This window comes from Curtobacterium sp. L3-7, from assembly GCF_048756585.1.
Taxonomy (GTDB): Bacteria; Actinomycetota; Actinomycetes; order Actinomycetales; family Microbacteriaceae; genus Curtobacterium.
In genome coordinates this window covers 187,904-213,120 of record NZ_CP151474.1, presented here as the reverse complement: position 1 = coordinate 213,120, position 25,217 = coordinate 187,904, and the positions used below count along the sequence as shown (strand labels likewise).

Below are 25,217 nucleotides of genomic sequence, written 5' to 3'. Positions count from 1 at the left end.
CGACCGTAGCACGGTAATTGTCAGTGTGACAAGTACTGCTTCGCAATCCGTCGCATCTGTCGGAGCAGCAGCGGGCCGGGGAGGCGCCGCAGTGGTCCCGGCACGACGGCCCGGAAGCGCCGGACTCCTGCGGTCACCCGTGCGTACCGCCGTCGCTCGCGCGGGCCCCACGCGAAGCCGTACTGCGCGCGGACCGCATCGGGGAGCATGCCGACGGTCACGATCCGCACGAGCGGCATCGCGGCACGGACCCAGAGCGGCGCGAACCGCGGGTGCAGCAGGTCGCGCACCACGGCCCTCGCGTCGTCGGTGACCTGCAGACCCGCGATCGTGCCGGTCCAGTAGCGCTCGAAGGCGGCGACGGAGTCTGGCCAGCGTCCCGCCGGCACCCGGAGCGCCACCCCGATCGGTTCGTAGGCGGCCAGCACGCGCTGGGCGAGCTCCTGGGGCACCGGGTCGCCGAACGCCTCGTGCGCCCGGAGCGCCGAGTCGTACAGCGTCGCCGCCACCCAGAGCTGCCGGTCGGCGTCGTCCGCACCCGTGACCGGTGCGTGCGCGCGGTGCACGAACGACGTCGCGATCGCCGCGTCCGAGGGCGAGCCGAGCATCACGGCGTAGATGTACATGAGCGTGTGGGCGAGCCGCTGCTGCGGCCGCCGCGCGAAGTCCGAGTGCCGGCGGACGCCGGCCGCGACCACCGGGTCGGCGATCTGCAGCAGGATCGCACGCCCGCCGGCGACGACGGGGGTGCTGTCCGCCAGGAACCGGTCGAGCACCCGGTCCCGACCACGGGGCGGACTGGAGGCTCGGCGCACGTCCGGCGCTGAGCCTCCCGTCCGTTCGCTGGTCACCGTCTCGTGCCCCGCTCGCGTCGGCGCGGCACCACGTCGATCGCGACGGCGCCGGCCAGGGCGGCTGCGCCGCCGACGAGCGCGGCGACGACGAAGGCGACGCTGCCGACCGAGCCGGTGCTCATCGCGACGAGCGTCGCGACGAGCCAGATCGCGGGGAGCGGCCAGCAGTGCGACGGCGTCGCGGCTATCACGGCGACGAGCACTCCGCCGATCAGCAGGGGCAACCAGAGGAGGTTCGTGCCGCAGGAGGGGCCGTAGGTCGACGGGCCGCACGCGGTCACGCCCGAGCGGACACCCGTGTGCGCCGAGGCGGCCACGAGCAGCAGTGACGCGATCGCCAGCAGCCGTGCGACCGCGGGCATGCCGTGGACACTGGCCTGGACACGACGGAGCACGGCTCGATGGTACAGAGCCGTGCTCCGTGGTCGATGCGGTGCTGGGCGGTGCTGACTACAGCGGCTTCGTGCCGAGGTCGTTCCCCAGGTCGGGGAGCTCGGAGTCGCCGTCGTGCTCCCACAGGTCCGGCGAGCCCTCGCGGGGCGCTCCGCCGGTGGGGCCGTCGTCGGTGCCGTCACCCGGCTGCGGTTCGACGGTCTCGCCGGCGACGGCGTCGTTCGTCACCGTCTCGAGGGACTCGTCGGTCTCGTCGACCTCGTACGGTCCGACGTGCTCGCGGTCGACGTCGTCGTCGCGGCGCTCCTCTGCGTCGAAGTCGTCGACGGGGCTGATGCCGGGATCGGTCATGGTGCTGCTCCTTCGTGGTCGGGTCGTGCCGGGGTCAGGCGCTGACGAACTTGGTGTCGTGCTCGCCGAGGCGGAGCTGCTCCGCCAGGCCCTTCTCGTCGGTGGAGCCCCAGCGCTCGACGATCTTGCCGTCGCGGAACTTCGACACCTGGATGCCGCGCACCGTGAAGTCGCGGCCGGTGGGCTCGTGCCCCTGGAACGGGCCGGTGTGGGTCCCGCGGATCGTGAAGACGGCGGTGACGTAGTCGTCGGTCACGACGAGCGGGTCCGGTTCGAGCGAGAGATCGGGGAACGCCGTCGTGAACTCGGTCCAGAAGTCCACGATGCCCGCGAGCCCAGGTGCCTGGTCCGGCGCCGGGTCGTGGTCGACGACGTCCTCGGCCCAGACCTCGCTGAACCGGTCGAACGCGCGCGCCTCGAGGATCTCGCCGAGTCGTTCCTGTGCCTGCTGGTTCTGTTCCGCCGTCATGGCGCTCCTTCCGTCGGGCCTCCTGGTGTACGCCGGGGCCCTGGCGGGTCGCCCAGGATGTGGGGGACTCAGACCCGTTCGAGCAGGTGCCGTTCGGCGATGTCCGCGAGGGCCAGGGTCCGGTACCCGGCGTCGTCGAAGAAGACGGTGAGCCGGTCGTCCTCGGTGCTCATCACGACGCCCCGACCCCACTCGGTGTGCTCCACCGCTGCGTCGGGCGGCCACTCGGCGTCGTGTGCACCGTCGACGCCCGTGGTCGCGTCCGCGGTCCCGGCCGAGCAGGTGTCGCAGTTCCCGCATGGCTGGCGGAGCTCGTCGCCGAAGTACCCGAGCAGGAACTGGCGGCGGCACCCAGACGTCTCGGCGAACCGGCGCATCATCGCGATGCGGGACTCCTCGATCGTCACGAGCTGGGCGGCGCGGTCCCGTGCGGCCTTCGCGGCGGCGGACGCGTCGCGCGGAGCGTCGGCCGCGCGCGCCAGCCCGTCGCCGTCGTCCGAGAGGACACCGGCGTCGAGGAGCGCGTTCGCCGCCCGTCCCGCGGTGCGCGCCGACAGTCCGGACGCGTTCGCCAGGTCGGCGCGGGCGATCGACCCGGTGGCCGGGACCGCGTCGAACACGGAGCGGAGCGATGCCGGACGCGGGCTGCCGGAGGCGAAGAACCGGCGGAGCCCGAGGTCTTCCTCGCGGTAGTGCAGCGTGGCGAGCCCCGGCGCACCGTCCCGCCCGGCGCGGCCGATCTCCTGGTGGTAGGCGTCGACGGACTCCGGCACGTCGGCGTGCACCACGAAGCGCACGTCCGGCTTGTCGATCCCCATGCCGAACGCGCTCGTCGCCACGACGACCTCGACCGATCCGTCGTGGAACCCGGCGAGGACCTGCTCGCGGTCCGCCACCCGCAGTCCGGCGTGGTACGGCTTGGCGACCCGGCCGCGCTCGACGATCTCGTCGGCGTACACGAGCGTCTCCGCCCGGGTCGCGACGTAGACGATGCCGGTTCCCTCGAGGCCGGCGACCTGGTCGACGACCGCCTCCCGCTTGCCCTCGTCGTCCCCGTGGCGGCGCACCTCGAGCCGGAGCTCCGGGCGGTCGAAGCCGGTGGCGAGGACGAGCGGGTCGCGCATCCGGAGCCGCTCGACGACGTCGTCACGCACGGGGCCGGAGCCCGTCGCCGTCAGCGCGAGCACTGGCGGGTGGCCGAGGCGCTCGACCACCTCGCCGAGCGCCAGGTAGTCCGGGCGGAAGTCGTGCCCCCACGACGACACGCAGTGCGCCTCGTCGACGGTCACCAGCGCCACGCCGACGTCCAGGAGTCGCTCGATGACGGTGTCCTTCACGAGCTGCTCCGGGGCGAGGAACACGTACCGGACCGCGCCGGCGGCGACGTCGTCCCACGCCTCGGTCAGGTCGCGCGTGCCCTTCGTGGCGTTCACCGTCACGGCACGAGGAGCGTCCGGGTGCTCGGCGAGCCCGACCACCTGGTCCTCCTGCAGGGCGACCAACGGCGAGACGACGACGACCAGGCCGTCGAGGGCGAGTCCGGCGACCTGGTAGATCGCGGACTTGCCGGCGCCGGTGGGCATCACCGCGAGGGCGTCCCTGCCGTCGAGGACCGCGTCGACGACGGTCTCCTGGTCGGGGTGGAGGTGCCAGCCGAAGACCTCGGCGGCTCGGGTTCGGAGTCCATCGTGCACCGGACCACCGTGCCGTCCGATGCCTGGGACGGTTTCCGGGATGCCGTCCCCCGGATCGCGCGTCCATGTGGCGACCCGTTGCTGTCTGTGCGGGCTGGTGCTGTCCGTTGTCTCGACGTCCATGTGGCGACCCGTTGCTGTCTGTGCGGGCTGGTGCTGTCCGTTGTCTCGACGTCCATGTGGCGGCGCTAGGCTCTGTGACGGCCGTTGTCTCGACATCGAGCGACCCTCGATGCTGAGCGCTGCGACCTGCGAAACCGATGCCGATCGCACGACGAGTGCGGGAAGAAGAACAGCGTGGATCTTTTCGAGTATCAGGCCAGGGACCTCTTCGAGTCCTACGGCGTCCCCGTTCTGCAGGGGATCATCGCCGACACCCCAGAGGAGGCGAGGGCAGCGGCCGAGAAGATCGGCGGCGTGGTCGTCGTGAAGGCCCAGGTGAAGGTCGGCGGCCGTGGCAAGGCGGGCGGCGTGAAGGTCGCGAAGACCCCGGACGAGGCGTTCGAGCACGCCCAGGCCATCCTCGGCCTCGACATCAAGGGCCACACCGTCAAGCGCGTCATGATCGCGCAGGGAGCGGACATCGCCGAGGAGTTCTACTTCTCGGTGCTCCTCGACCGCGCCAACCGCTCCTACCTGTCGCTCGTCAGCGTCGAGGGCGGCATGGAGATCGAGCAGCTCGCGGTCGAGAAGCCCGAGGCGCTCGCACGCGTCGAGGTCGACCCGCTGACCGGGATCGACAAGGTGGCTGCGCTCGACATCGCGACGCAGGCGAACTTCCCCGAGGCGCTCCGCGACCAGGTCGCCGACGTGTTCGTGAAGCTCTACGACGTCTACAAGGGCGAGGACGCCACCCTGGTCGAGGTGAACCCCCTCGTCCGCACCGGCGACGGCCAGATCCTGGCGCTCGACGGCAAGGTCTCCCTCGACGAGAACGCGGACTTCCGTCACGACGCCCACAAGGCGCTCGAGGACACCGCGAGCGAGGACCCGCTCGAGGCCAAGGCGAAGGCCCACGGCCTCAACTACGTGAAGCTCGACGGCCAGGTCGGCGTCATCGGCAACGGCGCGGGGCTCGTCATGTCGACGCTCGACGTCGTCGCCTACGCCGGAGAACGTCACGGCGGTGTGAAGCCCGCCAACTTCCTCGACATCGGCGGCGGCGCCTCGGCAGAGGTCATGGCGAACGGCCTCGACGTGATCCTCGGCGACCCGCAGGTGAAGAGCGTCTTCGTGAACGTCTTCGGCGGCATCACCGCCTGCGACGCCGTCGCGAACGGCATCGTCGCCGCGCTCGGCATCCTCGGCGACGCGGCCACCAAGCCGCTCGTGGTGCGCCTCGACGGCAACAACGTGGAAGAGGGTCGCCGGATCCTGGCGGAGGCGGCGCACCCGCTCGTCACCGTCGCCGCGACCATGGACGATGCGGCCGAGCAGGCCGCCGAACTCGCTGCAGCAGCGGCCTGAAGGGACTGACCATGTCGATCTTCCTCAACAAGGACTCCAAGGTCATCGTCCAGGGCATCACCGGTGGCGAGGGCACGAAGCACACCGCCCTCATGCTCAAGGCCGGCACCCAGGTCGTGGGTGGTGTGAACGCGCGCAAGGCCGGCACGACCGTCACCCACGGCGACGTCACCCTGCCGGTGTTCGGCTCGGTGCGCGAGGCCATCGACACCACGGGTGCCGACGTCTCGATCGTCTTCGTCCCGCCGGCGTTCGCGAAGGACGCCGTGCTCGAAGCGATCGACGCGGAGATCCCGCTCGTCGTCGTGATCACCGAGGGCATCCCCGTGCAGGACTCGGCGGAGTTCTGGGCGCACGCCAAGGCGAAGGGCGGGACGACCCGCATCATCGGTCCGAACTGCCCCGGCATCATCACCCCGGGGGAGTCGCTCGTCGGCATCACCCCGGCGACGATCACCGGCAAGGGCCCGATCGGCCTCGTCTCGAAGTCGGGCACCCTGACCTACCAGATGATGTACGAGCTCCGTGACCTCGGCTTCTCCACCGCCATCGGCATCGGCGGCGACCCGGTCATCGGCACCACGCACATCGACGCGCTCGCCGCGTTCGAGGCGGACCCCGAGACCGAGGCGATCGTCATGATCGGCGAGATCGGTGGCGACGCCGAGGAGCGTGCGGCGGACTACATCAAGGCACACGTCACGAAGCCGGTCGTCGGGTACGTCGCCGGGTTCACCGCGCCAGAGGGCAAGACGATGGGCCACGCGGGCGCGATCGTGTCCGGATCCGCCGGCACGGCCGAGGCGAAGAAGCAGGCACTCGAGGCGGCCGGCGTCAAGGTCGGCAAGACGCCGTCCGAGACGGCTGCGCTGCTGCGCGAGGTGGTCGCCGCCCGCTAGCGGGTCGCGTCCACGTCAGGACTGCCGGGAGGCTCGGTGCGGGTTCCGCACCGAGCCTCCCGTCGTTCCCGGTCCGGCACCAGTGCCCGGCGCCGCCGGTAGCCTCACCGCATGCCCGAACCGTCCGCTGCTGTGCCGCGCACGATCAGACCGCCAGCGTCCCGAGGATGGATCGTCGCCGGTGGCACCCTGGTGGTGATCGCGATCGGTGCCGTCGTCTCGCCGCTGCGCTGCGTCGTCGCCGGTGACGGGGTCCCGCTCTGGTTCCTCGCCGTCGTACTGCTGGCGACCGGCGGCTGGTTCGTTGTCTACGCCGTGCTCGCCCGACCGCGACACGATGGGGAACGCCCGCTCGACCCGGAAGCGGCGACGATGCCGAGGGACCCGGCGATCTACGACCCGGCGGACTACGAACCGCACGCCGGGTACGTGACGGACGTCTCCGGTCGGACGAACACCACGCCGCTCTCGGTCGTGATCGCCGTCGTCGCCGGGTTCGCGACGGTGTTCGTGTCCGGGGCGTTCGGGGTCGACCGGTGGGTCGCGTACGGTCTCGCGGTGATCGTCGCCGTGGTGACCTCGCAAGTCTGGTCGCTCACTGGTCGGCGCTGACGCTCCACAGGGGTCCACGTCCTGCTGACTCTCCACAGGAGCCGCGCGGCACCCTCGGAGTCGGCGGATCGGCACGTATCCTCGCTGCGATGAACCGCCTGGGAACCGCACTGCTCGCCGCCGTCGAGGCGATCGTGACGGTCGGCGTGGGCGTCGGGATCGCGCTCGTGCCGCTGACGCTCCTCTGGGGCTTCGAGTACGGCCTGCAGGTCGACTGGGACGTGTTCTGGAAGGCAGCGGGCAGCGTCTGGCTGGTCGGGCACGGCGTCGACGTGACGTTCGTGCTCGGGGCCGCCACCGCGAAGGCCTCCGGGGTCAGCGGTGCCGCCGACCCGATCTCGGTGACGCTCGCCGCGCTCGGGTTCGCACTCGTCACGGCATGGCTCGGCGGGCGAGCCGGACGACGGTTCGCCGAGACGGAGCACCGCGTCACTGGCGTGCTCGTCGGCACCGGGGTGGTCGCCGCCCTCGGGCTCGGCCTCGCGCTGTCCTCCACGTCCGCGGCGACACAGCCGACCGTGTGGCAGGCCGTGGTGTTCCCGGCGCTGTGGTTCGGGATCCCGGCGCTCGTCGCGGCAGAGGTCTGTCGTCGTCGTCGCTCCATGCCGGCCGATCCGGTCACCGCGTGGGTCATCGGGCAGCTCGACCGCGTGCCGGCGGTGTGGCGTTCGGTCGCGGGCTTCGGGCTGCGAGCCGGTACCGCTGCGAGCGCGATGGTCGTCGCCGCCGCCGCGGTCGTCGTCGGCTTCCTGCTCTTCGGCTCCTTCGCCGAGGTCATCACCCTGTACGAGCGCTCGCACGCCGGGGTCGTCGGTGGGATCTCGCTGACGATCGGGCAGCTGGCGTTCCTGCCGGACTTCGTCGGCTGGGCGACCTCGTGGCTCGTCGGGCCCGGGTTCGCGATCGGCACCGGTTCGAGCGTCTCGCCGATCGGCACCACCCTCGGGCCGATCCCGAGCATCCCCGTCTTCGGTGCGCTGCCGTCGTCCGGGCACACGTTCGGTCTGCTGTGGGTGCTCGTCCCCGTCCTCGCCGGGTTCGCGGTCGGCGGGTTGCTGCGACCGCGCCTGGTCCGTGCACTCGGGTCCGAGGACAGTGCGCTGCACCGCGCCGCCGGCGGGCTCGCGACCGGCATCGTCGCCGGGGTGCTCACCGGGCTCGTTGCCTGGTTGTCGTCCGGGTCGTTCGGACCGGGGCGTCTGGCCGACGTCGGACCGCACGCGCTGGTCGTCGGGTCGCTCGCAGCGCTCGAGGTCGGCGTGCCCGCGATCGTGGCCCTCGCCGTCGGGCAGGACCTCGTGCGGATGCCCGAGCGCACCTGGACCCGCGAGCGCTGGCACGAGACCGAGGACGACCAGGACGCTGCGTCGGTGCAGGCCGAGGGCTCGCTGCTCGACGCGCTCGATCGTGCGGGTGCCGGACGGACGACCGACGTGCACCGGTTCGTGGTCGAGGAAGCGCACGACGGTGCGCTCCGCGCGGACGGGCCGTCGCGAGCCGGAGCGCCGGAGCCGGACGATGCCGTGACCGAGACCATCGAGGACGACGTGCGGGGCCAGGTGGACGCTCCACGGGCCTCCCGTCCGGCGTCGGCCCCGGACCGCGACGCGGACGCCGATGTGGAGATCCCCGAGTGGGCGCGCACCGGTGCCGTCGTGTCGCCGACGACCGCGCCGGCGTCGTCCGAGCCGCTCCGCCGAGGCGGCAGCATCCGTGACCGTCTGCGCGCCGCCGCCGACGGCGTCCGCGGCCGTGCCGACGACCTGCGTGAGCGGGCCAGCGGGATCCGCGACCGAGCCGGGGACCTGCGCGACCGGGTGACCGGTGCGGATGCCGAGCGGCCGGACAGTGCACCGGACGACCGCCCGGACCGGCACCGTCCCGAGCGGCCTGAGGTCGCGGGCGCGCGCGACGAGCAGCCGGCGTTCCCCTGGAGCACCGAGGAGTTCGTGGCAGGGCGCGACGACGTCGACGAGCAGTCGGCAGCACCGGCGCCCACCCAGCAGCCGCGGTGGGACGCCACCGACCAGATCGCCGACGACGAGCTGCCGTGGTGGCGCCGACCCAAGGACGACCGGGCGTAGCAGCGCACCACCGCCGGTAGGCTTGTCCCCGTGCTCGAACTGGTGGTCCTGATCTCCGGTGCCGGATCGAACCTCCGGGCCCTGCTCGAAGCGACCCGCGACGCGGAGTACCCCGCGCGGGTCGTCGCCATCGGGGCCGACCGTGACGCCGAGGGACTCGGTCTCGGCGAGGAGTACTCGATCCCGACCTTCACGGTGCCGTTCTCCCGGTACGAGACCCGTGCCGAGTGGGGTCAGGCGCTCGCCGAGCAGATCCGGCCCTGGTCGCCGGACCTCCTCGTCCTCTCCGGGCTGATGCGCCTGCTGCCGCCGGCCGTCGTGTCCGAGTTCGGTCCCGCGATCATCAACACGCACCCCGCGTACCTGCCGGAGTTCCCCGGTGCCCACGGCGTGCGTGACGCGTTGGCGGCCGGGGTCGGGCAGACCGGTGCGAGCGTCATCAAGGTCGACGACGGCGTCGACAGCGGCCCGATCCTCGCCCAGGAGCGCGTCCCCGTGCTCCCCGGTGACTCCGAGTCGACGCTGCACGACCGCATCAAACCGGTCGAGCGGCGCCTGCTCATCCAGACCATCCTCGACATCGCCAACGGCACCACCGACCTGAAGGGCACAACGAGCGCATGAGCGTGCACGCAGCCGACCCCAGCCTGTACCGCGACCGGGACGTCGTGCCCGTGCGTCGCGCGCTCATCTCGGTGAGCGACAAGTCCGGCCTGCTCGAGCTCGCTGGTGCCCTCGCCGACTCCGGTGTCGAGATCGTGTCGACGGGGTCCACCGCGCAGACGATCCGTGACGCGGGCTACGCCGTGACCGACGTCGCGAGCGTGACGGGCTTCCCCGAGTCGCTCGACGGTCGCGTGAAGACCCTGCACCCGTCGGTGCACGCCGGGCTCCTCGCCGATCTGCGCCTCGAGTCGCACGAGCAGCAGCTCGGTGAGCTCGGCATCGAGCCGTTCCAGCTCGTCGTCGTGAACCTGTACCCGTTCGTCGAGACCGTCGCGTCGGGTGCCGACACCGCGACCGTCGTCGAGAACGTCGACATCGGCGGCCCGGCGATGGTCCGCGCGTCGGCGAAGAACCACCCGAACGTGGCGATCGTCGTGTCGCCGTCGTCCTACGCCGAGGTCGTCGAGGCCGTCCGTGCCGGCGGGACCTCGCTCGAGCTCCGGAAGCGCCTCGCGGCGCAGGCGTTCGCGCACACGGCGGCGTACGACACCGCGGTGGCGTCCTACTTCGCGTCCGACGTGGTCGCAGCCGCCGGTCACGACATCGAGACCCCCGGAGCGTTCGACGAGACGCTGTCGCTCGGCGGTTCGCTGCACGCCACCCTCCGCTACGGCGAGAACGCGCACCAGGCGGCGGCGCTGTACACCTCCGACGGCGGCACGGGCATCGCGCAGGCGACGCAGCTGCACGGCAAGGAGATGTCCTACAACAACTACGTCGACGCCGACGCGGCCGTCCGTGCGGCGTTCGACTTCGACACACCGGCCGTGGCGATCATCAAGCACGCCAACCCCTGCGGCATCGCGATCGCACCCGTCGACGCGGCGGACCCCATCGCCGCCGCCCACGCCGCCGCGCACGCCTGCGACCCGCGGTCGGCGTTCGGCGGGGTGATCGCGGCGAACCGTCCCGTGACCGTCGCGATGGCCGAGACGGTCAAGGACATCTTCACCGAGGTCGTCGTCGCACCCGGGTTCGACCCCGAGGCGCTCGAGATCCTGTCGCGCAAGAAGAACATCCGCCTGCTCACGCTGCCCGCGGACTTCGCGCTCGCCCCGCGGGAGGTCAAGCAGATCTCCGGTGGGTTCCTCGTGCAGGACGCCGACCGCTTCACGACGTTCGACCAGTCCACCTGGAACCTCGTCGCGGGCGAGCCAGCGGACGACATTACCCTGGCGGACCTGGCGTTCGCGTGGAAGGCCTCGCGCGCGGTGAAGTCGAACGCGATCCTGCTCGCGAACGCCGGCGCGTCCGTCGGTGTCGGCATGGGGCAGGTCAACCGGGTCGACTCGTGCCACCTCGCCGTGAGCCGTGCCGGGGACCGCGCTGCCGGGTCGGTCGCCGCGTCCGATGCCTTCTTCCCGTTCGCCGACGGGCTCCAGGTGCTGCTCGACGCCGGCGTCCGTGCGGTGGCGCAGCCCGGGGGCAGCGTCCGCGACGAGGAGGTCATCGCCGCGGCGAAGGCAGCCGGCGTGACGATGTACTTCACGGGCGAGCGTCACTTCTTCCACTGAGGCCGACTGGTCACGACACCCCTGTGTGTCGTCGAGTGGTCGTGGATCGTCGTTCGCGCGGCGTGTGAGCGACGGATCCTGACCACTCCGCAGAGCTGAACGGGGTGTTGTGACCAGTCAGGCCTCCGCGGGCGGCGCGGGCGCCGCGGGTTTCGTCCACGGATTTGGCAAAAGCGCGCTAACCCTATTGCGCGCTGAGAGTCGCTGCGAATAGTCTGTAAGGCTCCGCGACAGGCACGCCAACGACTCCCAGGAGCCGGCGGCACCGCGGACACAACGGTGACGAAGACGACGACTGGAGTGACGATGAACACGACGACCGGAACAGTGGCGACGGCTGCCCGGGCAGGTCTCGTGTCCCTCGTGGGGACCACTCCCGCTCCGCGACCCCGACGGGCCGCGGCCGCCGCCTAGCCAGGCCGTTCCCACGGCCTCGCGGCGCCGCACCTGCACACGACAGCAGTTCGGCGACCGCGAACCACCCCGCTGAGAACCCGGGGGACGAGTGTCCCTCGGCGCCTACCGGCCCGACCGACGTCACGGAAGCGACGGCGGTGGCGCGCGACCACGCGCCCGGCTGATGATGACCACGCAACGCACACCGAGCCTCCAGGCCGGATCCGAGCAACCGACGGACCGACCTGCCCGTCTCGGCAGACGCATGAGGACGCAACGCATGTCCAAGTCGCCCACCACGGCGCGCCCGTCCACCTTCCGTGCCATCGCGCGGATCTACCCCTACGTGAAGCCCTACCAGGGCCGCCTCATCGCCGGCATGGCCGCGGCGATGGGTGCCTCCCTGGTGGCGCTCGCAATCCCCTACGTCCTGCAGTGGCTCGTCGACGGGCCGCTGTCCTCGAAGGACTCCGCCCAGATCTGGCCGGCCGGCCTCGGCGTGCTCGCCCTCGGCGTGCTCGAGGCGTTCTTCATCGCCTCGCGCCGCCGGATGGTGATGCGCCCGTCGACCCGCATCGAGACCAGCATGCGGAACGCGCTGTACGCCAAGCTGCAGGACCTGCCCGTGGCGTTCCACGACCGTTGGGAGTCCGGGCAGCTGCTGTCCCGGTCAGTCTCCGACCTGTCACTGATCCGTCGGTGGCTGGCGTTCGGCGTCGTGCTGCTCGTGGTGAACATCGTCACGATCGTCGTCGGCTTCGTCGTGCTGTTCACCTTCGGGTGGCTGCTCGGGCTGATCTTCCTCATCGCCTCGATCCCGCTCTGGATCAACGGGCTGTTGTTCGAGCGCCGGTACTCCGTCGTCGCGCGCCGCAGCCAGGACCAGGTCGGTGACCTCGCGACCAGTGTCGAGCAGTCGGTGCACGGCATCCGCGTGCTCAAGGCGTTCGGTCGCGGCGGCTACAAGCTCGAGGAGTTCAGCGAGCAGGCCGAGGCGCTCCGCGGCACGGAGATCAAGAAGGCGAAGGCCATCGCGAGCATCTGGCTGTGGCTGCTGCTCGTGCCGGACGTCGCGTTCGCGCTGTGCCTCCTCGCGGGCATCTACCTGGCGAGCCAGGGGCAGCTCAGCGTCGGGCAGCTGTTCGCGTTCTTCGCGACGGCGACGGTGCTGCGGTTCCCGATCGAGTCGATCGGCTTCCTGCTCTCGATGACGTTCGACACCCGCACGGCGGTCGACCGCTTCTTCGAGGTCATGGACTCCGAGAACACGATCACGGACCCGGAACACCCGAAGACGATCGTCGAGCCGCACGGGGCGCTGTCGTTCAACGCGGTGCACTTCCGCTACCAGGACTCGCCGCCGCAGTACGCGGACCTGATCAACGGCGTCGAGCTGCAGCTGCAGCCCGGCGAGACGATGGCGCTCGTCGGGTTGACCGGGTGCGGCAAGACGACGCTCCTGTCGCTCGTGCCGCGGCTCTACGACGTGACGGGTGGGTCGGTGACGATCGACGGCGTCGACATCCGCGACCTGACCCGCGAGGAACTCCGTCGCCACGTCGGCGTCGCGTTCGAGGACGCCACCCTGTTCTCGACGACGGTGCGGCAGAACGTGCTGCTCGGTCGCCCCGACGTCGAGGGCGAGGAAGCCGAGGCCCTGATGCGCGAGGCGCTCGACATCGCGCAGGCGTCCTTCGTGGACGACCTGCCGGACGGCGTCGACACCCGCGTCGGGGAAGAGGGGCTCTCGCTGTCCGGTGGGCAGCGACAGCGTCTGGCACTGGCCCGCGCGATCGCCGCACGACCGTCGGTGCTCGTCCTCGACGACCCGCTGTCGGCGCTCGACGTCGACACCGAGGCCCGGGTCGAGGCGGGGCTCCGCCGGGTCCTCGCGGAGACCACGTCGCTCATCGTCGCGCACCGTCCGTCCACCGTGACGCTCGCCGACCGCGTGGCGCTCATGGAGAACGGCGTCATCACCGCCGTCGGCACCCACTCGGAGCTGATGGCCACCAACGAGCACTACCGCTACGTCATCTCGTCGCTCGACGACGACGACGCGAACACCCGAGAGGAGGCGATGGCATGAGCCAGCACGACAACCGTCCCGTCGGCACGACCGACCGGCCTGGAGGCACGGCACCGGTCAGCGACGACGCTGCGGACACGCAGACTGCCGCGCCGATCACCGCATCCATCACCACCCTGGGCGTGCGCGGCGAGGAGCGCGAGGACTTCACCAAGGCGGAGAGCAAGCGCCTGCGGCGCCGCTCCCTCGCCCTGCTCGGGTCGCTCGCGGCTCCGCTGAAGCTCCGGCTCGTCCTGCTCGGCATCGTCGTGGTGGTGTCGACGGGCGGACAGGTCGCCGGCCCGGCACTCATCGCGTGGGGGATCGACAACGCCCTGCCGGCGGTGCTCGACCAGAACGACTGGGTGCCGGCGTTCGGCGTCGTCGCGACCTACATCGTGGTGGCGATCGCCGGCGCGGTGCTCACCGCGTGGTACACCGTGCTCGCGGCGCGCATCAGCCAGGCGATCCTGTTCGACCTCCGCAAGCGGGTGTTCCTGCACACGCAGCGGCTGTCGCTCGAGTTCCACGAGACGTACACGTCCGGCCGGATCATCTCCCGCCAGACGAGCGACCTGGACTCCATCCGCGAGCTCCTCGATTCGGGGCTGAACCAGCTCATCCAGGGCGTGCTCTACATGGGCTTCACCGCGGTGGCCCTCGTCTCGCTCGACCCGACGTCCGGGCTCGTGCTCGCGGTGTCGCTCGTCCCGCTCTGGTTCCTGATCCGCTGGTTCCAGACGAACTCGCAGACGCTGTTCCGGGCGACCCGTGTCACCTCGGCACGGGTGATCGTGCACTTCGTCGAGACGATGACCGGCATCAGAGCGGTGCAGGCGTTCCGCAAGGAGTCGCGCAACCGGGACGAGTACGGCGGCTACGTCGAGGACTACCGGGTGGCGAACACGAAGGTGTTCAACCTGTTCGGGACGTTCGACCCGGTGCTCGTGCTCATCGGCAACGCGACACTCGCCGCCGTGGTCATCGTGGGCGGCTTCCGGGTCGTCGGCGGGACGCTCGAGGTCGGTGCGCTGCTCGCGGTCGCGCTGTACGCCAAGCGCTTCTTCGACCCGGCGCAGGAACTCGCGATGTTCTACAACGGGTACCAGTCGGCATCGGCGGCGATGGAGAAGATCTCCGGCGTCCTCGAGGAACGGCCGAGCGTGCCGGAGCCCGTGAAGCCGACGAAGCTCGCCGACGCCCACGGCAAGATGGACTTCGACGACGTCGTGTTCGCCTACAACAAGGGCAAGGTCGTGCTCCCGGAGTTCGACCTGCACATCCCGGCAGGGCAGACCATCGCGCTCGTCGGGTCCACCGGTGCGGGGAAGTCGACGCTCGCCAAGCTGATGGCGCGCTTCTACGACCCGACGCAGGGGTCCGTGAAGCTCGACGGTGTCGACCTCCGTGACCTGGACTCGCGGGACATGCGCCGTGCGATCGTCATGGTGACGCAAGAGGCGTACCTGTTCTCCGGGACCGTGGCGGACAACATCGCGCTCGGCAAGCCGGGGGCGGAGCGCCACGAGATCGAGGCCGCGGCGAAGGCCGTCGGCGCGCACGAGTTCATCATGGCGCTGCCAGACGGGTACGACACCGACGTGAACAAGCGCGGCGGTCGTGTCTCGGCGGGCCAGCGGCAGCTGCTCTCGTTCGCGCGGGCGTTCATCGCTGACCCGAAGGTGCTCATCCTCGACGAGGCCACGGCGTCGCTCGACATCCCGTCCGAGCGACTCGTGCAGGAGGGCCTGGAGACGCTGCTCGCCGACCGGACCGCGGTGATCATCGCGCACCGGTTGTCGACCGTGGCGATCGCCCACCGGGTGCTCGTGATGGAGTACGGCAAGATCGTCGAGGACGGCACGCCGGACGACCTGATCGCGGGCACCGGGCGCTTCGCGCAGCTGCACGCGGCCTGGCGCGACTCGCTGGTGTAGCGCGCTGCCGGGCTGGAGGACGTGGTTGGCTTGGGGGATGACCAACGACAGTCCGCAGCCCGGCGGCGTGGCCCTGCGCGACCCGTTCTACGGAGCGCCCTTCGCCGAGGCCGTCCGGCGCTTCTGGCGGAAGTACACCGTGTTCACCGGGCGGGCGTCGCGCGCGGAGTTCTGGTGGTGGTGGATCACGTCGTTGGCGATCGGCCTCGTGCTGCAGCTCGTGCCGCAGATCTTCACGCCGGACACCGCGATGCTCGAGAACCCGGTCGGTTCGTACCTGTTCGTGCTCTGGGCGCTCGCGACGCTCGTCGGTTCGCTCGCGCTGGGCGCCCGCCGGCTCCACGACGCGAACCGCTCCGGCTTCTGGCAGTTCCTGCACGTGCTCCCCGCCATCGGGTCGCTCGTCCTCTTCGTGATGTTCCTGCTGCCGTCGAACCCGAAGGGCACCCGCTTCGACCTCTAGGACCCGTGGGCCCGATCAGAACGGGTCGCGGGGGAAGTTCGGGTCGCGCTCGTCGTGACCGGCGTGGTCCGGACCACCCGCGTCGGGTGACCAGCGCGCCCGACGCATGTCGAGCCTCCAGGTCGTGTCGCGCCACGTGAGCGGCGTGCCCTCGACCCGGTACTGCTCGAGCGCGCGCGCCTCGTGGTGGACGGGCGGGAGCCCGCCGGACCGCACCACGCGCCACCACGGCAGGTCCGCGCCCTCGTGCGCCATCACCTTGCCGACGGCGCGAGACGCCTTCGAGCCGAGGGCTGCGGCGACGTCGCCGTAGGTCATCACGCGACCCGGTGGGATCGTGCGCACCACCTCGGCGACGGCGGCGCCGAAGTCGTCGACCGGTGCTGCCGGTTCCAGCGGTGCTGCCGGTTCCACTACAGCGAGAGCACCGCGAAGTGGTCGCCGTACTGGGTCTCGCGGACGACGTCGAAGCCGACCGCGCGGAAGAACTCCTCCGGGCTGCCCTCGCCGGGTTCGTACACGGCGGTGAGGCGTTCGAAGCCGCGGCTGCGGGCCTCGTCCGCGAGACCGTGCACCGCGAAGCGCCCGATGCCCCTGCCCTGTGCGGTGGCGGACACGTTGACACGCCAGATGCACGCCTGCAGTTCCTCCTGCGGGTTCTCGGCGTCGAAGCTGCCGATGATCAGTCCGACGACCTCGTCGCCGTCGAGCACGACACGGGGCCACGACGCGCTCGGCTTGACGTCGGACTCGGCGACGCCGTAGGTCGTGGGCTGCACGAACTGCTCCTGCCCCGGCTTGAGCGTCAGGGAGTTGGCCGCGGCGGCGGTCGCTGCGGAGAGTTCTTCGAGGCGGAGGTCCGTCATGCGGTCAGGCTAACGGTGGTACCCGTGCGGGGGCCAGTAGGTCGCCCGTCCCGGGTGAGGCGGAGCGGGCCGACGACACGGTGGGCCGCACGGCGGAGTCGGCACGATATGGTCCAGACATGGCGGAACACCGGCGCGGCGCGAACCTGCCGTCGATCGGCGGGTTCAACCGCACCGTCGTGCTCGACGCGGTCCGACGCTCGCCCGACGGGTTGAGCCGCGTGGAGCTCGCCGGTCGCACCGGGCTCAGCGCGCAGACGGTGTCGAACGTCACCCGGTTCCTCATCGACGCGGGGATGATCGTCGAGTCGGGCACGATCGTGTCCGGGCGCGGCAAGCCCCGGACCATCCTCCGGCTCGAAGCGGGCAGCCGGTTCGCGGTCGGTGTGCACGTCGACCCGGCCGTCGTCACCTACGTCCTGCTCGACCTCGCCGGCACCGTCGTCGGGTCGACCACCACCTCCACCCCGACCGCGGACGACCCCGAGCAGGTCGTGCGGACGATGGCCTCGGCGGTCGACCGCCTCATCGCGGATGCGGAGGTGGATCGCGACTCCGTGCTCGGTGTCGGCATCGCCAGTCCCGGTCCGATCGACATCGACGCCGGCATCGTCGTCGACCCGCCGTTCCTGCCCCGGTGGCGAGACGTGCCCCTGCGGGACGCCCTCGCCGAGGCCACCGGACACCCCGTGCTCCTCGAGAAGGACGTCACCGCGGCCGCGGTCGGCGAGATGTTCCTGGCGGGGGAGTCGTCGGCCAGGAACTTCGCGTTCGTGTACTTCGGGACCGGGTTCGGCGTCGGGCTCGTCATCGACCACGAGCCCGTGCGCGGGACCGGTGCGAACGCGGGTGACGCCGGACACCTGATGGTCGAGCTCGGTGTCCTCAGCGGGACGCCGGACAGCGCTGCCGACCGGGGCGAGGTGGGTTCCGCCGTCGCGCCAGAGCGTCTCGTCGGCATCGCCGCATCGCGGGGCCTCGACCTCGGGGTCGTCGCACCGTCGGACGTCGAGGCGGTCGACCGCGCGTGGGACGCGCTGGCGGCGGCGATCGACGACGGCGACCAGACGGCGCTCGAACTCGCCGCCGACGCCGGCACCGTCATGGGGCGCGCTGCCGTGCTCATCGTGAACCTGCTCGACATCGACCGCGTCGTGTTCGGCGGGCCGTTCTGGTCCCGTATCTCGGCTGCTGCGCTGCCCGCTGCCCGTGCGGCGATCACGGGGTCGCCGCTCCTCGTCCCGAAGCACCCGGTCACCGTCGTGGAGAGCGACCGTGGGGCGGACGTCGCCGCGGTGGGTGCTGCGTGCCTGGTGCTCGACGCCGCGTTGTCGCCGCGGGCGAGCGCGTTGCTCATCCGGCGCTGACGGGGTGGGCTGGGCCTGCCGGAGCTGACGCGCTGACGCGCTGACGCACGGGCGCCCGGCACGTCCGTTGCCGAGGCGCTCGTGACGACACCCGTCGTTCACCGCCGCGACACCGGCCGGACGCCCGGGTGCTGAACAGTCGTGCAGGTCCCCGCCGTCCCGCTCGAAGGATCCTGCATGCCCACCCCTGTCCTCCGCTTCGGCGTAGCAGCCGCGACCTGTGCCGTGCTCGTCGCCGGCGTCCTCGCCAGCGCTCCGGCGGTCGCCGCGACGCCGAGCACCGCCGCTCCGACCGCCGCCGCGCCCGACGGTCTCGTCATCAACGAGGTCGAGTCCAACGGCGACGACGTCGACTGGGTGGAGCTGAAGAACACCTCGTCCGCAGCGATCGACATCAGCGGGTACTCGATGCTCGACGACAGCGACGCGCACACCCCCTACGTGCTCCCCGCGGGCTCGGTCGTCGCACCCGGCGGGTACTTCGTGCTGAACGGGAAGTCGACCACCGCGGACGGCTTCGACTTCGGGCTCGGGAACCCGGACGAGGTCCGGATCTTCGACACCACCGGCGCGCTCGTCCTCGACTTCGCGTACCAGCAGCACGCGAAGGTCACGTACGGTCGCTGCCCGGACGGCACCGGCGACCTCGTCGACACCACGAAGTCGACCAAGGGTGCGGCGAACGACTGCTCCTCCCCCGTGCGCATCAACGAGGTCGAGTCGCAGGACGGTGTCCCGGGTGACTGGGTGGAGCTGACGAACACGGGCACGACCTCGGTCGACCTCGGCGGGTACGTCTTCAAGGACGACGACGACACCCACGGCTACCCGATCCCGGCCAGCACGACCATCGCCGCCGGCGGGTTCACCGTCCTCGACGAGGCCGACTTCGGCTTCGGGCTCGGCAAGGCCGACTCCGCGCGGCTGTTCAGCCCGACCGGTGAGCTCGTCGACTCGTACTCGTGGACCGCGCACGCCGCCACGACCTACGGCCGGAACCCGGACGGCACGGGCGACTTCGCCGTGACCGCTTCGCCGACGAAGGGCGCCGCGAACAAATTCGCCGGCGTCATCACGGCGAAGGCCTGGCCCGGGAGCCCGGACGAGACGGTGCTCGACGACGAGGACACCTTCTCCGGCGACCTGAGCGGCCTCGACTGGCAGCCCGCTGCGACCGCGAAGGACGGCGGGGTGCTCTGGGGTGTCCAGAACGGCGACGGCCTGCTCTACCGCATGGTCTCCGACGGCGCGGGGGGCTGGGCACCGTCGAACGCGGCGGGCACCACGCTGCACTACGCCGACGGCTCCGGGACGCCCGACGCCGAGGGGGTCACGGTGACGTCGGACGACCCCGGCGCCGTCTACGTCTCGACGGAGCGCAACAACGACGTGTCCTCGACGAGTCGTCCGGCGGTCCTGCGCTTCGCCACGACCGACGGCTCCGAGCGGACGCTGAACGCCACGGACGAGTGGAACCTCGCGGCCGACTTCCCGGGCCTCGGTGCGAACTCCGGCCTCGAGGGCGTCAGCTGGATCCCCGACGCCTGGCTCACCGCACACGGCTTCACCGACGAGCACACCGGCGCGGCGTACTCCCCGTCGACCTACCCCGGACACGGTGCCGGGCTCTTCTTCGTCGGCGTCGAGGGCACCGCGAGCACCTATGCATACGCCCTGATGGACGACGGCTCGTTCCAGCGGGTCGCCACGATCGCCTCGCCGTTCGCGGTCGTCGCCGACGTGCAGTTCGACCCGACGCTCGACGCGCTCTGGGTGGTCTGCGACGACGCCTGCGCCGGCCGGACGGCGCTGTACACCGTCCAGGACGGCGTCTTCACGCTCGACACCGTGTACGAAGCGCCGGCGAACGCCGACCGCGCGCTCGCCAACGAGGGCTTCGCGATCACGGACGGCAGCACCGACGGGGTCCGCCGGACGTTCTACGCGGACGACAACGACACCGACGGCTTCTCGCTGCGGACGGGCACCTACCCGGGCACCGACGACGGTGGCACACCGCCGACCGATCCGGGCACGGACCCCACGGACCCGGGCACGGACCCGACGGACCCTGGCACAGTCCCGGGTGCCGGTCAGACGCCTGCTCCTGGTGCTGGTTCGGCGCCGGTTGCTCCGTCGGAGTCGTCGCTGACGGATGCGAACCGTGGCACGGTCACGGCGCCGTCGTCGGCGCGTCCGGGTGAGACGATCACGATCGGTGTGGGGGCGCAGTACGCGGGGCAGCGGGTGAACGTGTGGATGTTCTCGACGCCGACGTTGCTGGGCACGGTGACGGTCGCGGCTGACGGGAGCGTGCGGGTGACGATCCCGGCTGACGCGCAGGCTGGGCCCCACCGGATCGCCGTGACGGCTGCTGACGGGACGCTCATCGGGTGGACGACGATCACGATCGACCCGGTCACGGGTGCGCTGGCGTTCACGGGCACCGACCTGACGGGTGGCATCGCCGCAGCGCTGCTGCTCCTCGCCGCTGGTGCCGGCGTGCTGGTCGCGCGTCGCCGCCGTGGGGTGCGGGGCCGAGTCTCGGCGTGAGCGACGGTCCTCGCGGTGTGGGCCGCGAGGACTGTCGCCGGGCGCGAGTCTCGCCCCGGGCGTGACACGCTGGGAGCATGCAGCCAGACGTCCTCCGCTACACCGCCTTCGCTTCCGAACCAGGGGGCGGCAACCCCGCCGGACTGGTCCTCGACGCCAGCGCGTTGTCCGCCGAGGAGATGCTCGCGATCGCTGCCGAGGTCGGGTACCCCGAGACCGCGTTCGTCACGGGCGAGACCGCACACGGCCTCCGCGTCCGGTACTTCTCGCCGGGCGCCGAGGTCCCGTTCTGCGGCCACGCGACCGTCGCGCTCGCGGTCGCCCTCGCGGAACGGCACGGCATCGGCCCGCGGACCTTCACCACCATCGCCGGCGACATCGCACTCGACGCGACGCGGGACGAGCACGGAGCGGTCCAGGTCGCGATGACGAGCGTCGAACCGGCCACCCGGGACTTCGATCCCGCTGCGCTCCTCGAGCTGCTCGGCCTGACCGCGGACGACGTCGCCGACGGGTACCCGCTGCTCGAGTCCTACGCCGGCAACTGGCACCCCGTCGTGGTGCTCGGCGACGCGGAGCGCTTCCACCAGTTCCGCTTCGACCCGGCGGCGCTCGCCGACCTCAAGCGCGAGCGCGGCTGGGCGGGCACGGTCACCGTGCTGCACCCGACGGGCCCGGGGGAGTACGAGGCGCGGAACCTCTTCCCGGTCGGCCGCATCACCGAGGACCCCGCGACGGGATCCGCTGCGGCGTCGACGGGCGCCTACCTCCGCGCGATCGGCAAGGCCTGCGCCGGGGACCACGTCGTGATCCGGCAGGGCCGCCACGTCGGCCGCCCGAGCATCCTGCACGTGGACGTCCCCGCGTCCGGTGGCATCACCGTCCGGGGCGGCGCGACCCCGATCTGACGCGCGAACTCGCCCACAACGCCTGCGAGAGGAAGCCAGATCGCGCGTAGGAGGTCGGAAAACCTGACCTCCGACGCGCGTTTCGACCTTCGACGCGCGAGTCGACCCTCCGTCCCCGCGCGAGACAGGGCACCCCCGGGTCACGAACCGTGCGCCAATCTCCCGGAACCCCTTGACAAGCAATAAGTCCATACGGTGGAGTAACCCCTGTACGCGAGCGATGGGGCCCGCGCACACATCACCTGTGCAAAGGAGCACCGATGAAACGCACCCGAATCATCGCCGGACTCGCAGCCGTGGCAGTCGCCGCGCTCGGCCTGGCAGGCTGCTCGAGCTCGGGGTCCGCCTCGAGTGACACGATCAAGATCGCGTACCAGAAGTTCGGTTCCTTCCAACAGCTCGACGCCCAGATGAAGGTCGTCAAGAAGACCTACGAGAAGGAGCACCCTGGCGTCAAGGTCACCCTCGTGCCGATCCAGGCGCAGGAGAACGACTACTACACGAAGCTCGCGCTGATGAACAAGGCGCCGGCCACCGCTCCCGACGTCATGTACGAAGACACCTTCCTCGTGAAGGCCGACGCCGAGGCCGGCTACCTCCTGCCGCTCGACAAGTACACGGCGAAGTGGAAGGAGTGGGACCAGTTCTACGACAACGCCAAGCAGGCGGGTCAGGGCGACGACGGCAAGATCTACGGCGTCCCGATGGGTACCGACACCCGTGCGCTCTGGTACAACAAGGACATCTTCAAGGAGGTCGGCCTCCCGGTCCCGTGGCAGCCCAAGACCTGGGACGACGTGCTCGCGGCGGCGAAGACCATCAAGGAGAAGAAGCCCGACGTCATCCCGTTCAACGTCTACTCCGGCAAGCCGCAGGGCGAGGCGTCGACGATGCAGGGCTTCGAGATGCTCCTGTACGGCGCCGACGGCAAGGGCAACACGCTCTACAAGAACGGCAAGTGGGTCACCGGCTCGAAGCAGTTCGAGGACTCCCTGCAGTTCATCAAGGACGTCTACCAGGGCGGTCTCGGCCCGACACCGCAGCAGGCGCTCGACACCAACGTCGGCACCACGATCGCGCAGACCTGGCTCCCCAAGGGCCAGCTCGCGATCGACCTCGACGGGTCGTGGCAGTCCGGCACCTGGCTGAAGTCCGGCACCGCTCCGTGGGCCGACTGGTCGACGGTGATGGGCCAGGCGCCGATGCCGACGCAGAACGGCCAGGCTCCCGGCTACAACAGCATGTCCGGTGGCTGGACGCTCGCTGTGGGCAAGAACTCGAAGAACCCGCAGGCCGCGTTCGACTTCATCTCGACGTTCCTGAACAAGGACGGCTCGATGAAGTACGACATCGAGAACTCGCAGATCGCCGTCCGCAAGGACGTCTCCGAGGACCCGAAGTACGACGCGTCCAACCCGACGTTCAAGTTCTTCTCCGGGCTCGTGGAACACACGAACTTCCGCCCGGCGACGAGTGACTACTCGCAGATCTCGAACGCCATCCAGGTCGCCATGGAATCGGTGATGACCGGCCAGCAGACGCCGAAACAGGCGGCTGCGACGTACGACCAGTCCCTGATCGGCGTGGTCGGCAAGGACAAGACGGTCGACGTCGGCTGACGTGACCACATGACGGACTGGAGGCTCGTTGCGGCCCCGCCACGAGCCTCCAGTCCGACCCCACCCACTCGAGCTCCGTCAGCACCCCATGAAGGCGGCACCCGCATGACCAGCACCCCGATCGCGCCGACGCTGTCGGCGCCCGGTTCGCCGAAGCGCACCGACCCACCCGTGCCGCGCAAGCGGCGCGCACTGCGGAACGTGGGACGAGCGGTCCCGCTCCTCCCCGCGGTGGTCCTCCTCGTCATCTTCCTGCTCGGCCCCGTGATCTCGTCGTTCTACGGGTCGTTCACGAACTCCGCACTGACCGGCGCCGGCGCCGCGAACCAGGAGTTCATCGGCTTCAAGAACTACATCGACCTGTTCCAGGACAAGGACTTCCCGAAGTCGGTCGTCCTGACGCTGGTCTTCCTCATCGCCTCGGCCGTCGTCGGCCAGAACGTCGTCGGTCTCGGGCTCGCACTCCTCATGCGGAACGCCAACAAGGTCATCCGCGGGCTCGTCGGCACCTTCGTCGTCGCCGCCTGGGTCCTGCCGGAGATCGTCGCCGCGTTCGCCGCGTACGCGTTCTTCAACGACAAGGGCACGCTCAACTCGTTCCTCGGGCTGATCGGGATCACCGGGCCGAACTGGCTGTACGCGCTCCCGATGCTCAGCATCATCCTGGCGAACATCTGGCGCGGCACCGCGTTCTCGATGCTCGTGTACTCCGCCGCCGTCCAGGAGGTCCCCGAGGAGATCACCGAGTCGGCCGAGGTCGACGGCGCCACCGGCTGGCAGCGCCTCGTCTACATCACGCTCCCGGTCATCCGGCGGTCCATCTCCACCAACCTCATGCTGACGACGCTGCAGACGCTGTCGGTGTTCACCCTCATCTACGTGATGACCGCCGGCGGTCCGGGAACGGACTCGTCGACCCTGCCGATCCTGGCGTACCAGGAGGCGTTCAAGTTCTCGCAGCTCGGCTTCGGGACCGCGATCGCGACCATCCTGCTCGTGGTGGGGGCGCTCTTCTCGATCGTCTACATCCGGGCGCTGAAGCCGGAGGTGGACTGATGGCGATCACCGCTGCTCGTCCCGACACGACCACCCGATCCGTGACCGCTCCCGGTGCGCTGCACATGACCTCTCCCCGCGGACGGACCATGCGCTGGGTGTCGAACATCGTGCTGCTCATCGTGGCGATCTGCTTCGCGGTGCCGCTGCTGTGGCTCGTGCTCGCATCGGTCGACGCGAACGCCTCGCTGTCGGTGAAGGTGCCGTCGCAGTTCACGCTCGACAACTTCACGAAGGTGCTCACACCGGAGCTGTCGTTCATCCCGCTCGCGAACAGCTTGCTGCTCTCCGGCGGGTGCGCGCTCATCACGGTGGTCGTCGCGCTGCTGGCGGCGTACCCGCTGTCCCGGTACAAGATGCGGGTGAACAAGCCGTTCCTGTACGGGATCCTGTTCGGCACCTGCCTGCCGATCACGGCGATGATGGTGCCCGTCTACAGCCTGTTCGTGTCGCTCAACCTGATCGACAACGTGTGGGGCTGCATCTTCTTCCTCGCCGCGTCCAGCCTGCCGATGGCGATCTGGATGGCGAAGAACTTCATGGACTCCGTGCCGATCTCGCTCGAGGAGGCGGCGTGGACCGACGGCGCCTCGATGATGACCACGCTGACGCGCATCGTCGTGCCGCTCATGCGTCCCGGGATCGCCGTGGTGTTCATCTTCGTGTTCATCCAGGCCTGGGGGAACTTCTTCGTCCCCTTCGTCCTGCTCCTGTCGCCCGACAAGGTGCCCGCCGCGGTGAGCATCTTCAACTTCTTCGGGCAGTACGGCGCCGTGGCCTACGGGCAGCTCGCGGCGTTCTCGATCCTCTACTCCGTGCCCGTGATCGCGCTCTACGTGGTCGTCTCTCGAGGCCTCGGCGGCGGCAACGCCCTCGCCGGCGGCATCAAGGGCTGATCGAACTCCCTGCGAAAGGAAGCAA

22 protein-coding genes are annotated in these 25,217 nt (G+C 70.6%); 15 read left to right on the top strand and 7 right to left on the bottom strand.

The features are described 5' to 3' along the window. Positions 1-20: 20 nt before the first annotated feature. From AAEP80_RS01035 to AAEP80_RS01015, 5 genes are all read right to left on the bottom strand, one after another. Positions 21-851: an oxygenase MpaB family protein gene (locus tag AAEP80_RS01035; protein WP_420365635.1), complete on the bottom strand. Its 831-nt coding sequence runs from the start codon at positions 849-851 to the stop codon at positions 21-23. After that, positions 848-1,249, bottom strand: a complete 402-nt coding sequence (locus AAEP80_RS01030) for a hypothetical protein (RefSeq protein WP_420365634.1) — start codon at positions 1,247-1,249, stop codon at positions 848-850. The genes AAEP80_RS01035 and AAEP80_RS01030 overlap by 4 nt, the downstream gene beginning before the upstream one ends. A 55-nt stretch (positions 1,250-1,304) precedes the next feature. Then, entirely contained in the window at positions 1,305-1,598 is a 294-nt protein-coding gene (locus tag AAEP80_RS01025; protein ID WP_413600760.1) for a hypothetical protein, read from the bottom strand. 34 nt (positions 1,599-1,632) lie between these two features. Next, complete coding sequence (locus tag AAEP80_RS01020; RefSeq protein WP_420365633.1) at positions 1,633-2,067, bottom strand: ester cyclase; 435 nt, start codon at positions 2,065-2,067, stop codon at positions 1,633-1,635. 68 nt (positions 2,068-2,135) lie between these two features. Continuing rightward, entirely contained in the window at positions 2,136-3,761 is a 1,626-nt protein-coding gene (locus tag AAEP80_RS01015) for a RecQ family ATP-dependent DNA helicase (RefSeq protein ID WP_420365632.1), read from the bottom strand. 297 nt (positions 3,762-4,058) lie between these two features. Here AAEP80_RS01015 and sucC point away from each other — a divergent pair, with 297 nt between their 5' ends. The 9 genes from sucC to AAEP80_RS00970 all read left to right on the top strand — a co-directional run bounded on the left by sucC (position 4,059) and on the right by AAEP80_RS00970 (position 15,927). Then, entirely contained in the window at positions 4,059-5,228 is a 1,170-nt protein-coding gene (gene sucC, locus AAEP80_RS01010) for an ADP-forming succinate--CoA ligase subunit beta (RefSeq protein WP_420365631.1), read from the top strand. Between the two features lie 11 nt (positions 5,229-5,239). Then, entirely contained in the window at positions 5,240-6,127 is an 888-nt protein-coding gene (gene sucD, locus AAEP80_RS01005) for a succinate--CoA ligase subunit alpha (RefSeq protein ID WP_281265938.1), read from the top strand. A 111-nt stretch (positions 6,128-6,238) separates the two neighbouring features. Next, entirely contained in the window at positions 6,239-6,739 is a 501-nt protein-coding gene (locus tag AAEP80_RS01000) for a hypothetical protein (RefSeq protein WP_420365630.1), read from the top strand. Between the two features lie 89 nt (positions 6,740-6,828). Beyond that, positions 6,829-8,823, top strand: coding sequence for a DUF6350 family protein (locus tag AAEP80_RS00995; RefSeq protein ID WP_420365629.1), 1,995 nt, complete (start codon positions 6,829-6,831; stop codon positions 8,821-8,823). Positions 8,824-8,853: 30 nt separating this feature from the next. Then, positions 8,854-9,447: a phosphoribosylglycinamide formyltransferase gene (gene purN, locus AAEP80_RS00990; protein ID WP_281265936.1), complete on the top strand. Its 594-nt coding sequence runs from the start codon at positions 8,854-8,856 to the stop codon at positions 9,445-9,447. Beyond that, complete coding sequence (purH, locus tag AAEP80_RS00985; RefSeq protein WP_420365628.1) at positions 9,444-11,063, top strand: bifunctional phosphoribosylaminoimidazolecarboxamide formyltransferase/IMP cyclohydrolase; 1,620 nt, start codon at positions 9,444-9,446, stop codon at positions 11,061-11,063. Before purN ends, purH begins: the two co-directional genes overlap by 4 nt. Positions 11,064-11,739: 676 nt before the next feature. Then, positions 11,740-13,548: an ABC transporter ATP-binding protein gene (locus AAEP80_RS00980; RefSeq protein WP_420365627.1), complete on the top strand. Its 1,809-nt coding sequence runs from the start codon at positions 11,740-11,742 to the stop codon at positions 13,546-13,548. A 107-nt stretch (positions 13,549-13,655) separates the two neighbouring features. After that, entirely contained in the window at positions 13,656-15,464 is a 1,809-nt protein-coding gene (locus tag AAEP80_RS00975; protein WP_413603065.1) for an ABC transporter ATP-binding protein, read from the top strand. Positions 15,465-15,501: 37 nt separating this feature from the next. After that, a complete protein-coding gene (locus AAEP80_RS00970; RefSeq protein WP_413600766.1) occupies positions 15,502-15,927 on the top strand; it encodes a DUF805 domain-containing protein in 426 nt (141 codons plus the stop codon). 15 nt (positions 15,928-15,942) lie between these two features. On the opposite strand, the gene AAEP80_RS00965 is transcribed toward AAEP80_RS00970, so the two are convergent. Together AAEP80_RS00965 and AAEP80_RS00960 are read right to left on the bottom strand one after the other, a co-directional pair. Next, complete coding sequence (locus AAEP80_RS00965; RefSeq protein WP_420365626.1) at positions 15,943-16,341, bottom strand: MGMT family protein; 399 nt, start codon at positions 16,339-16,341, stop codon at positions 15,943-15,945. Continuing rightward, positions 16,341-16,793, bottom strand: a complete 453-nt coding sequence (locus AAEP80_RS00960) for a GNAT family N-acetyltransferase (protein WP_420365625.1) — start codon at positions 16,791-16,793, stop codon at positions 16,341-16,343. Before AAEP80_RS00960 ends, AAEP80_RS00965 begins: the two co-directional genes overlap by 1 nt. A gap of 119 nt (positions 16,794-16,912) precedes the next feature. On the opposite strand from AAEP80_RS00960, the gene AAEP80_RS00955 reads away from it, so the two are divergent. The 6 genes from AAEP80_RS00955 to AAEP80_RS00930 all read left to right on the top strand — a co-directional run bounded on the left by AAEP80_RS00955 (position 16,913) and on the right by AAEP80_RS00930 (position 25,192). Beyond that, the gene (locus AAEP80_RS00955; protein WP_420365624.1) at positions 16,913-18,160 is read left to right on the top strand and encodes an ROK family protein; all 1,248 of its coding nucleotides are present in this window, start codon (positions 16,913-16,915) and stop codon (positions 18,158-18,160) included. 177 nt (positions 18,161-18,337) lie between these two features. Further along, positions 18,338-20,713: a lamin tail domain-containing protein gene (locus AAEP80_RS00950; protein ID WP_420365623.1), complete on the top strand. Its 2,376-nt coding sequence runs from the start codon at positions 18,338-18,340 to the stop codon at positions 20,711-20,713. Between the two features lie 77 nt (positions 20,714-20,790). Further along, positions 20,791-21,621: a PhzF family phenazine biosynthesis protein gene (locus tag AAEP80_RS00945; RefSeq protein ID WP_420365622.1), complete on the top strand. Its 831-nt coding sequence runs from the start codon at positions 20,791-20,793 to the stop codon at positions 21,619-21,621. 260 nt (positions 21,622-21,881) lie between these two features. After that, the gene (locus AAEP80_RS00940) at positions 21,882-23,240 is read left to right on the top strand and encodes an extracellular solute-binding protein (RefSeq protein ID WP_281265926.1); all 1,359 of its coding nucleotides are present in this window, start codon (positions 21,882-21,884) and stop codon (positions 23,238-23,240) included. 105 nt (positions 23,241-23,345) lie between these two features. Beyond that, positions 23,346-24,296 carry a carbohydrate ABC transporter permease gene (locus AAEP80_RS00935; protein ID WP_420365621.1) on the top strand — a complete coding sequence of 317 codons (951 nt, stop codon included), beginning with the start codon at positions 23,346-23,348 and terminating at the stop codon, positions 24,294-24,296. Further along, complete coding sequence (locus AAEP80_RS00930; protein ID WP_402727187.1) at positions 24,296-25,192, top strand: carbohydrate ABC transporter permease; 897 nt, start codon at positions 24,296-24,298, stop codon at positions 25,190-25,192. The genes AAEP80_RS00935 and AAEP80_RS00930 overlap by 1 nt, the downstream gene beginning before the upstream one ends. Positions 25,193-25,217 lie beyond the last annotated feature (25 nt).

Coding starts and splice junctions, on each gene's coding strand:
- sucD (WP_281265938.1), top strand. CDS start 5,240: ATGTCGATCTTCCTCAACAAGGACTCCAAGGTCATCGTCCAGGGCATC.
- AAEP80_RS01000 (WP_420365630.1), top strand. CDS start 6,239: ATGCCCGAACCGTCCGCTGCTGTGCCGCGCACGATCAGACCGCCAGCG.
- AAEP80_RS00950 (WP_420365623.1), top strand. CDS start 18,338: ATGCCCACCCCTGTCCTCCGCTTCGGCGTAGCAGCCGCGACCTGTGCC.
- AAEP80_RS01020 (WP_420365633.1), bottom strand. CDS start 2,067: ATGACGGCGGAACAGAACCAGCAGGCACAGGAACGACTCGGCGAGATC.
- AAEP80_RS00940 (WP_281265926.1), top strand. CDS start 21,882: ATGAAACGCACCCGAATCATCGCCGGACTCGCAGCCGTGGCAGTCGCC.
- AAEP80_RS00955 (WP_420365624.1), top strand. CDS start 16,913: ATGGCGGAACACCGGCGCGGCGCGAACCTGCCGTCGATCGGCGGGTTC.
- AAEP80_RS00960 (WP_420365625.1), bottom strand. CDS start 16,793: ATGACGGACCTCCGCCTCGAAGAACTCTCCGCAGCGACCGCCGCCGCG.
- AAEP80_RS00995 (WP_420365629.1), top strand. CDS start 6,829: ATGAACCGCCTGGGAACCGCACTGCTCGCCGCCGTCGAGGCGATCGTG.
- purH (WP_420365628.1), top strand. CDS start 9,444: ATGAGCGTGCACGCAGCCGACCCCAGCCTGTACCGCGACCGGGACGTC.
- AAEP80_RS00930 (WP_402727187.1), top strand. CDS start 24,296: ATGGCGATCACCGCTGCTCGTCCCGACACGACCACCCGATCCGTGACC.
- AAEP80_RS01025 (WP_413600760.1), bottom strand. CDS start 1,598: ATGACCGATCCCGGCATCAGCCCCGTCGACGACTTCGACGCAGAGGAG.
- AAEP80_RS00935 (WP_420365621.1), top strand. CDS start 23,346: ATGACCAGCACCCCGATCGCGCCGACGCTGTCGGCGCCCGGTTCGCCG.
- AAEP80_RS00970 (WP_413600766.1), top strand. CDS start 15,502: ATGACCAACGACAGTCCGCAGCCCGGCGGCGTGGCCCTGCGCGACCCG.
- AAEP80_RS00980 (WP_420365627.1), top strand. CDS start 11,740: ATGTCCAAGTCGCCCACCACGGCGCGCCCGTCCACCTTCCGTGCCATC.
- AAEP80_RS00945 (WP_420365622.1), top strand. CDS start 20,791: ATGCAGCCAGACGTCCTCCGCTACACCGCCTTCGCTTCCGAACCAGGG.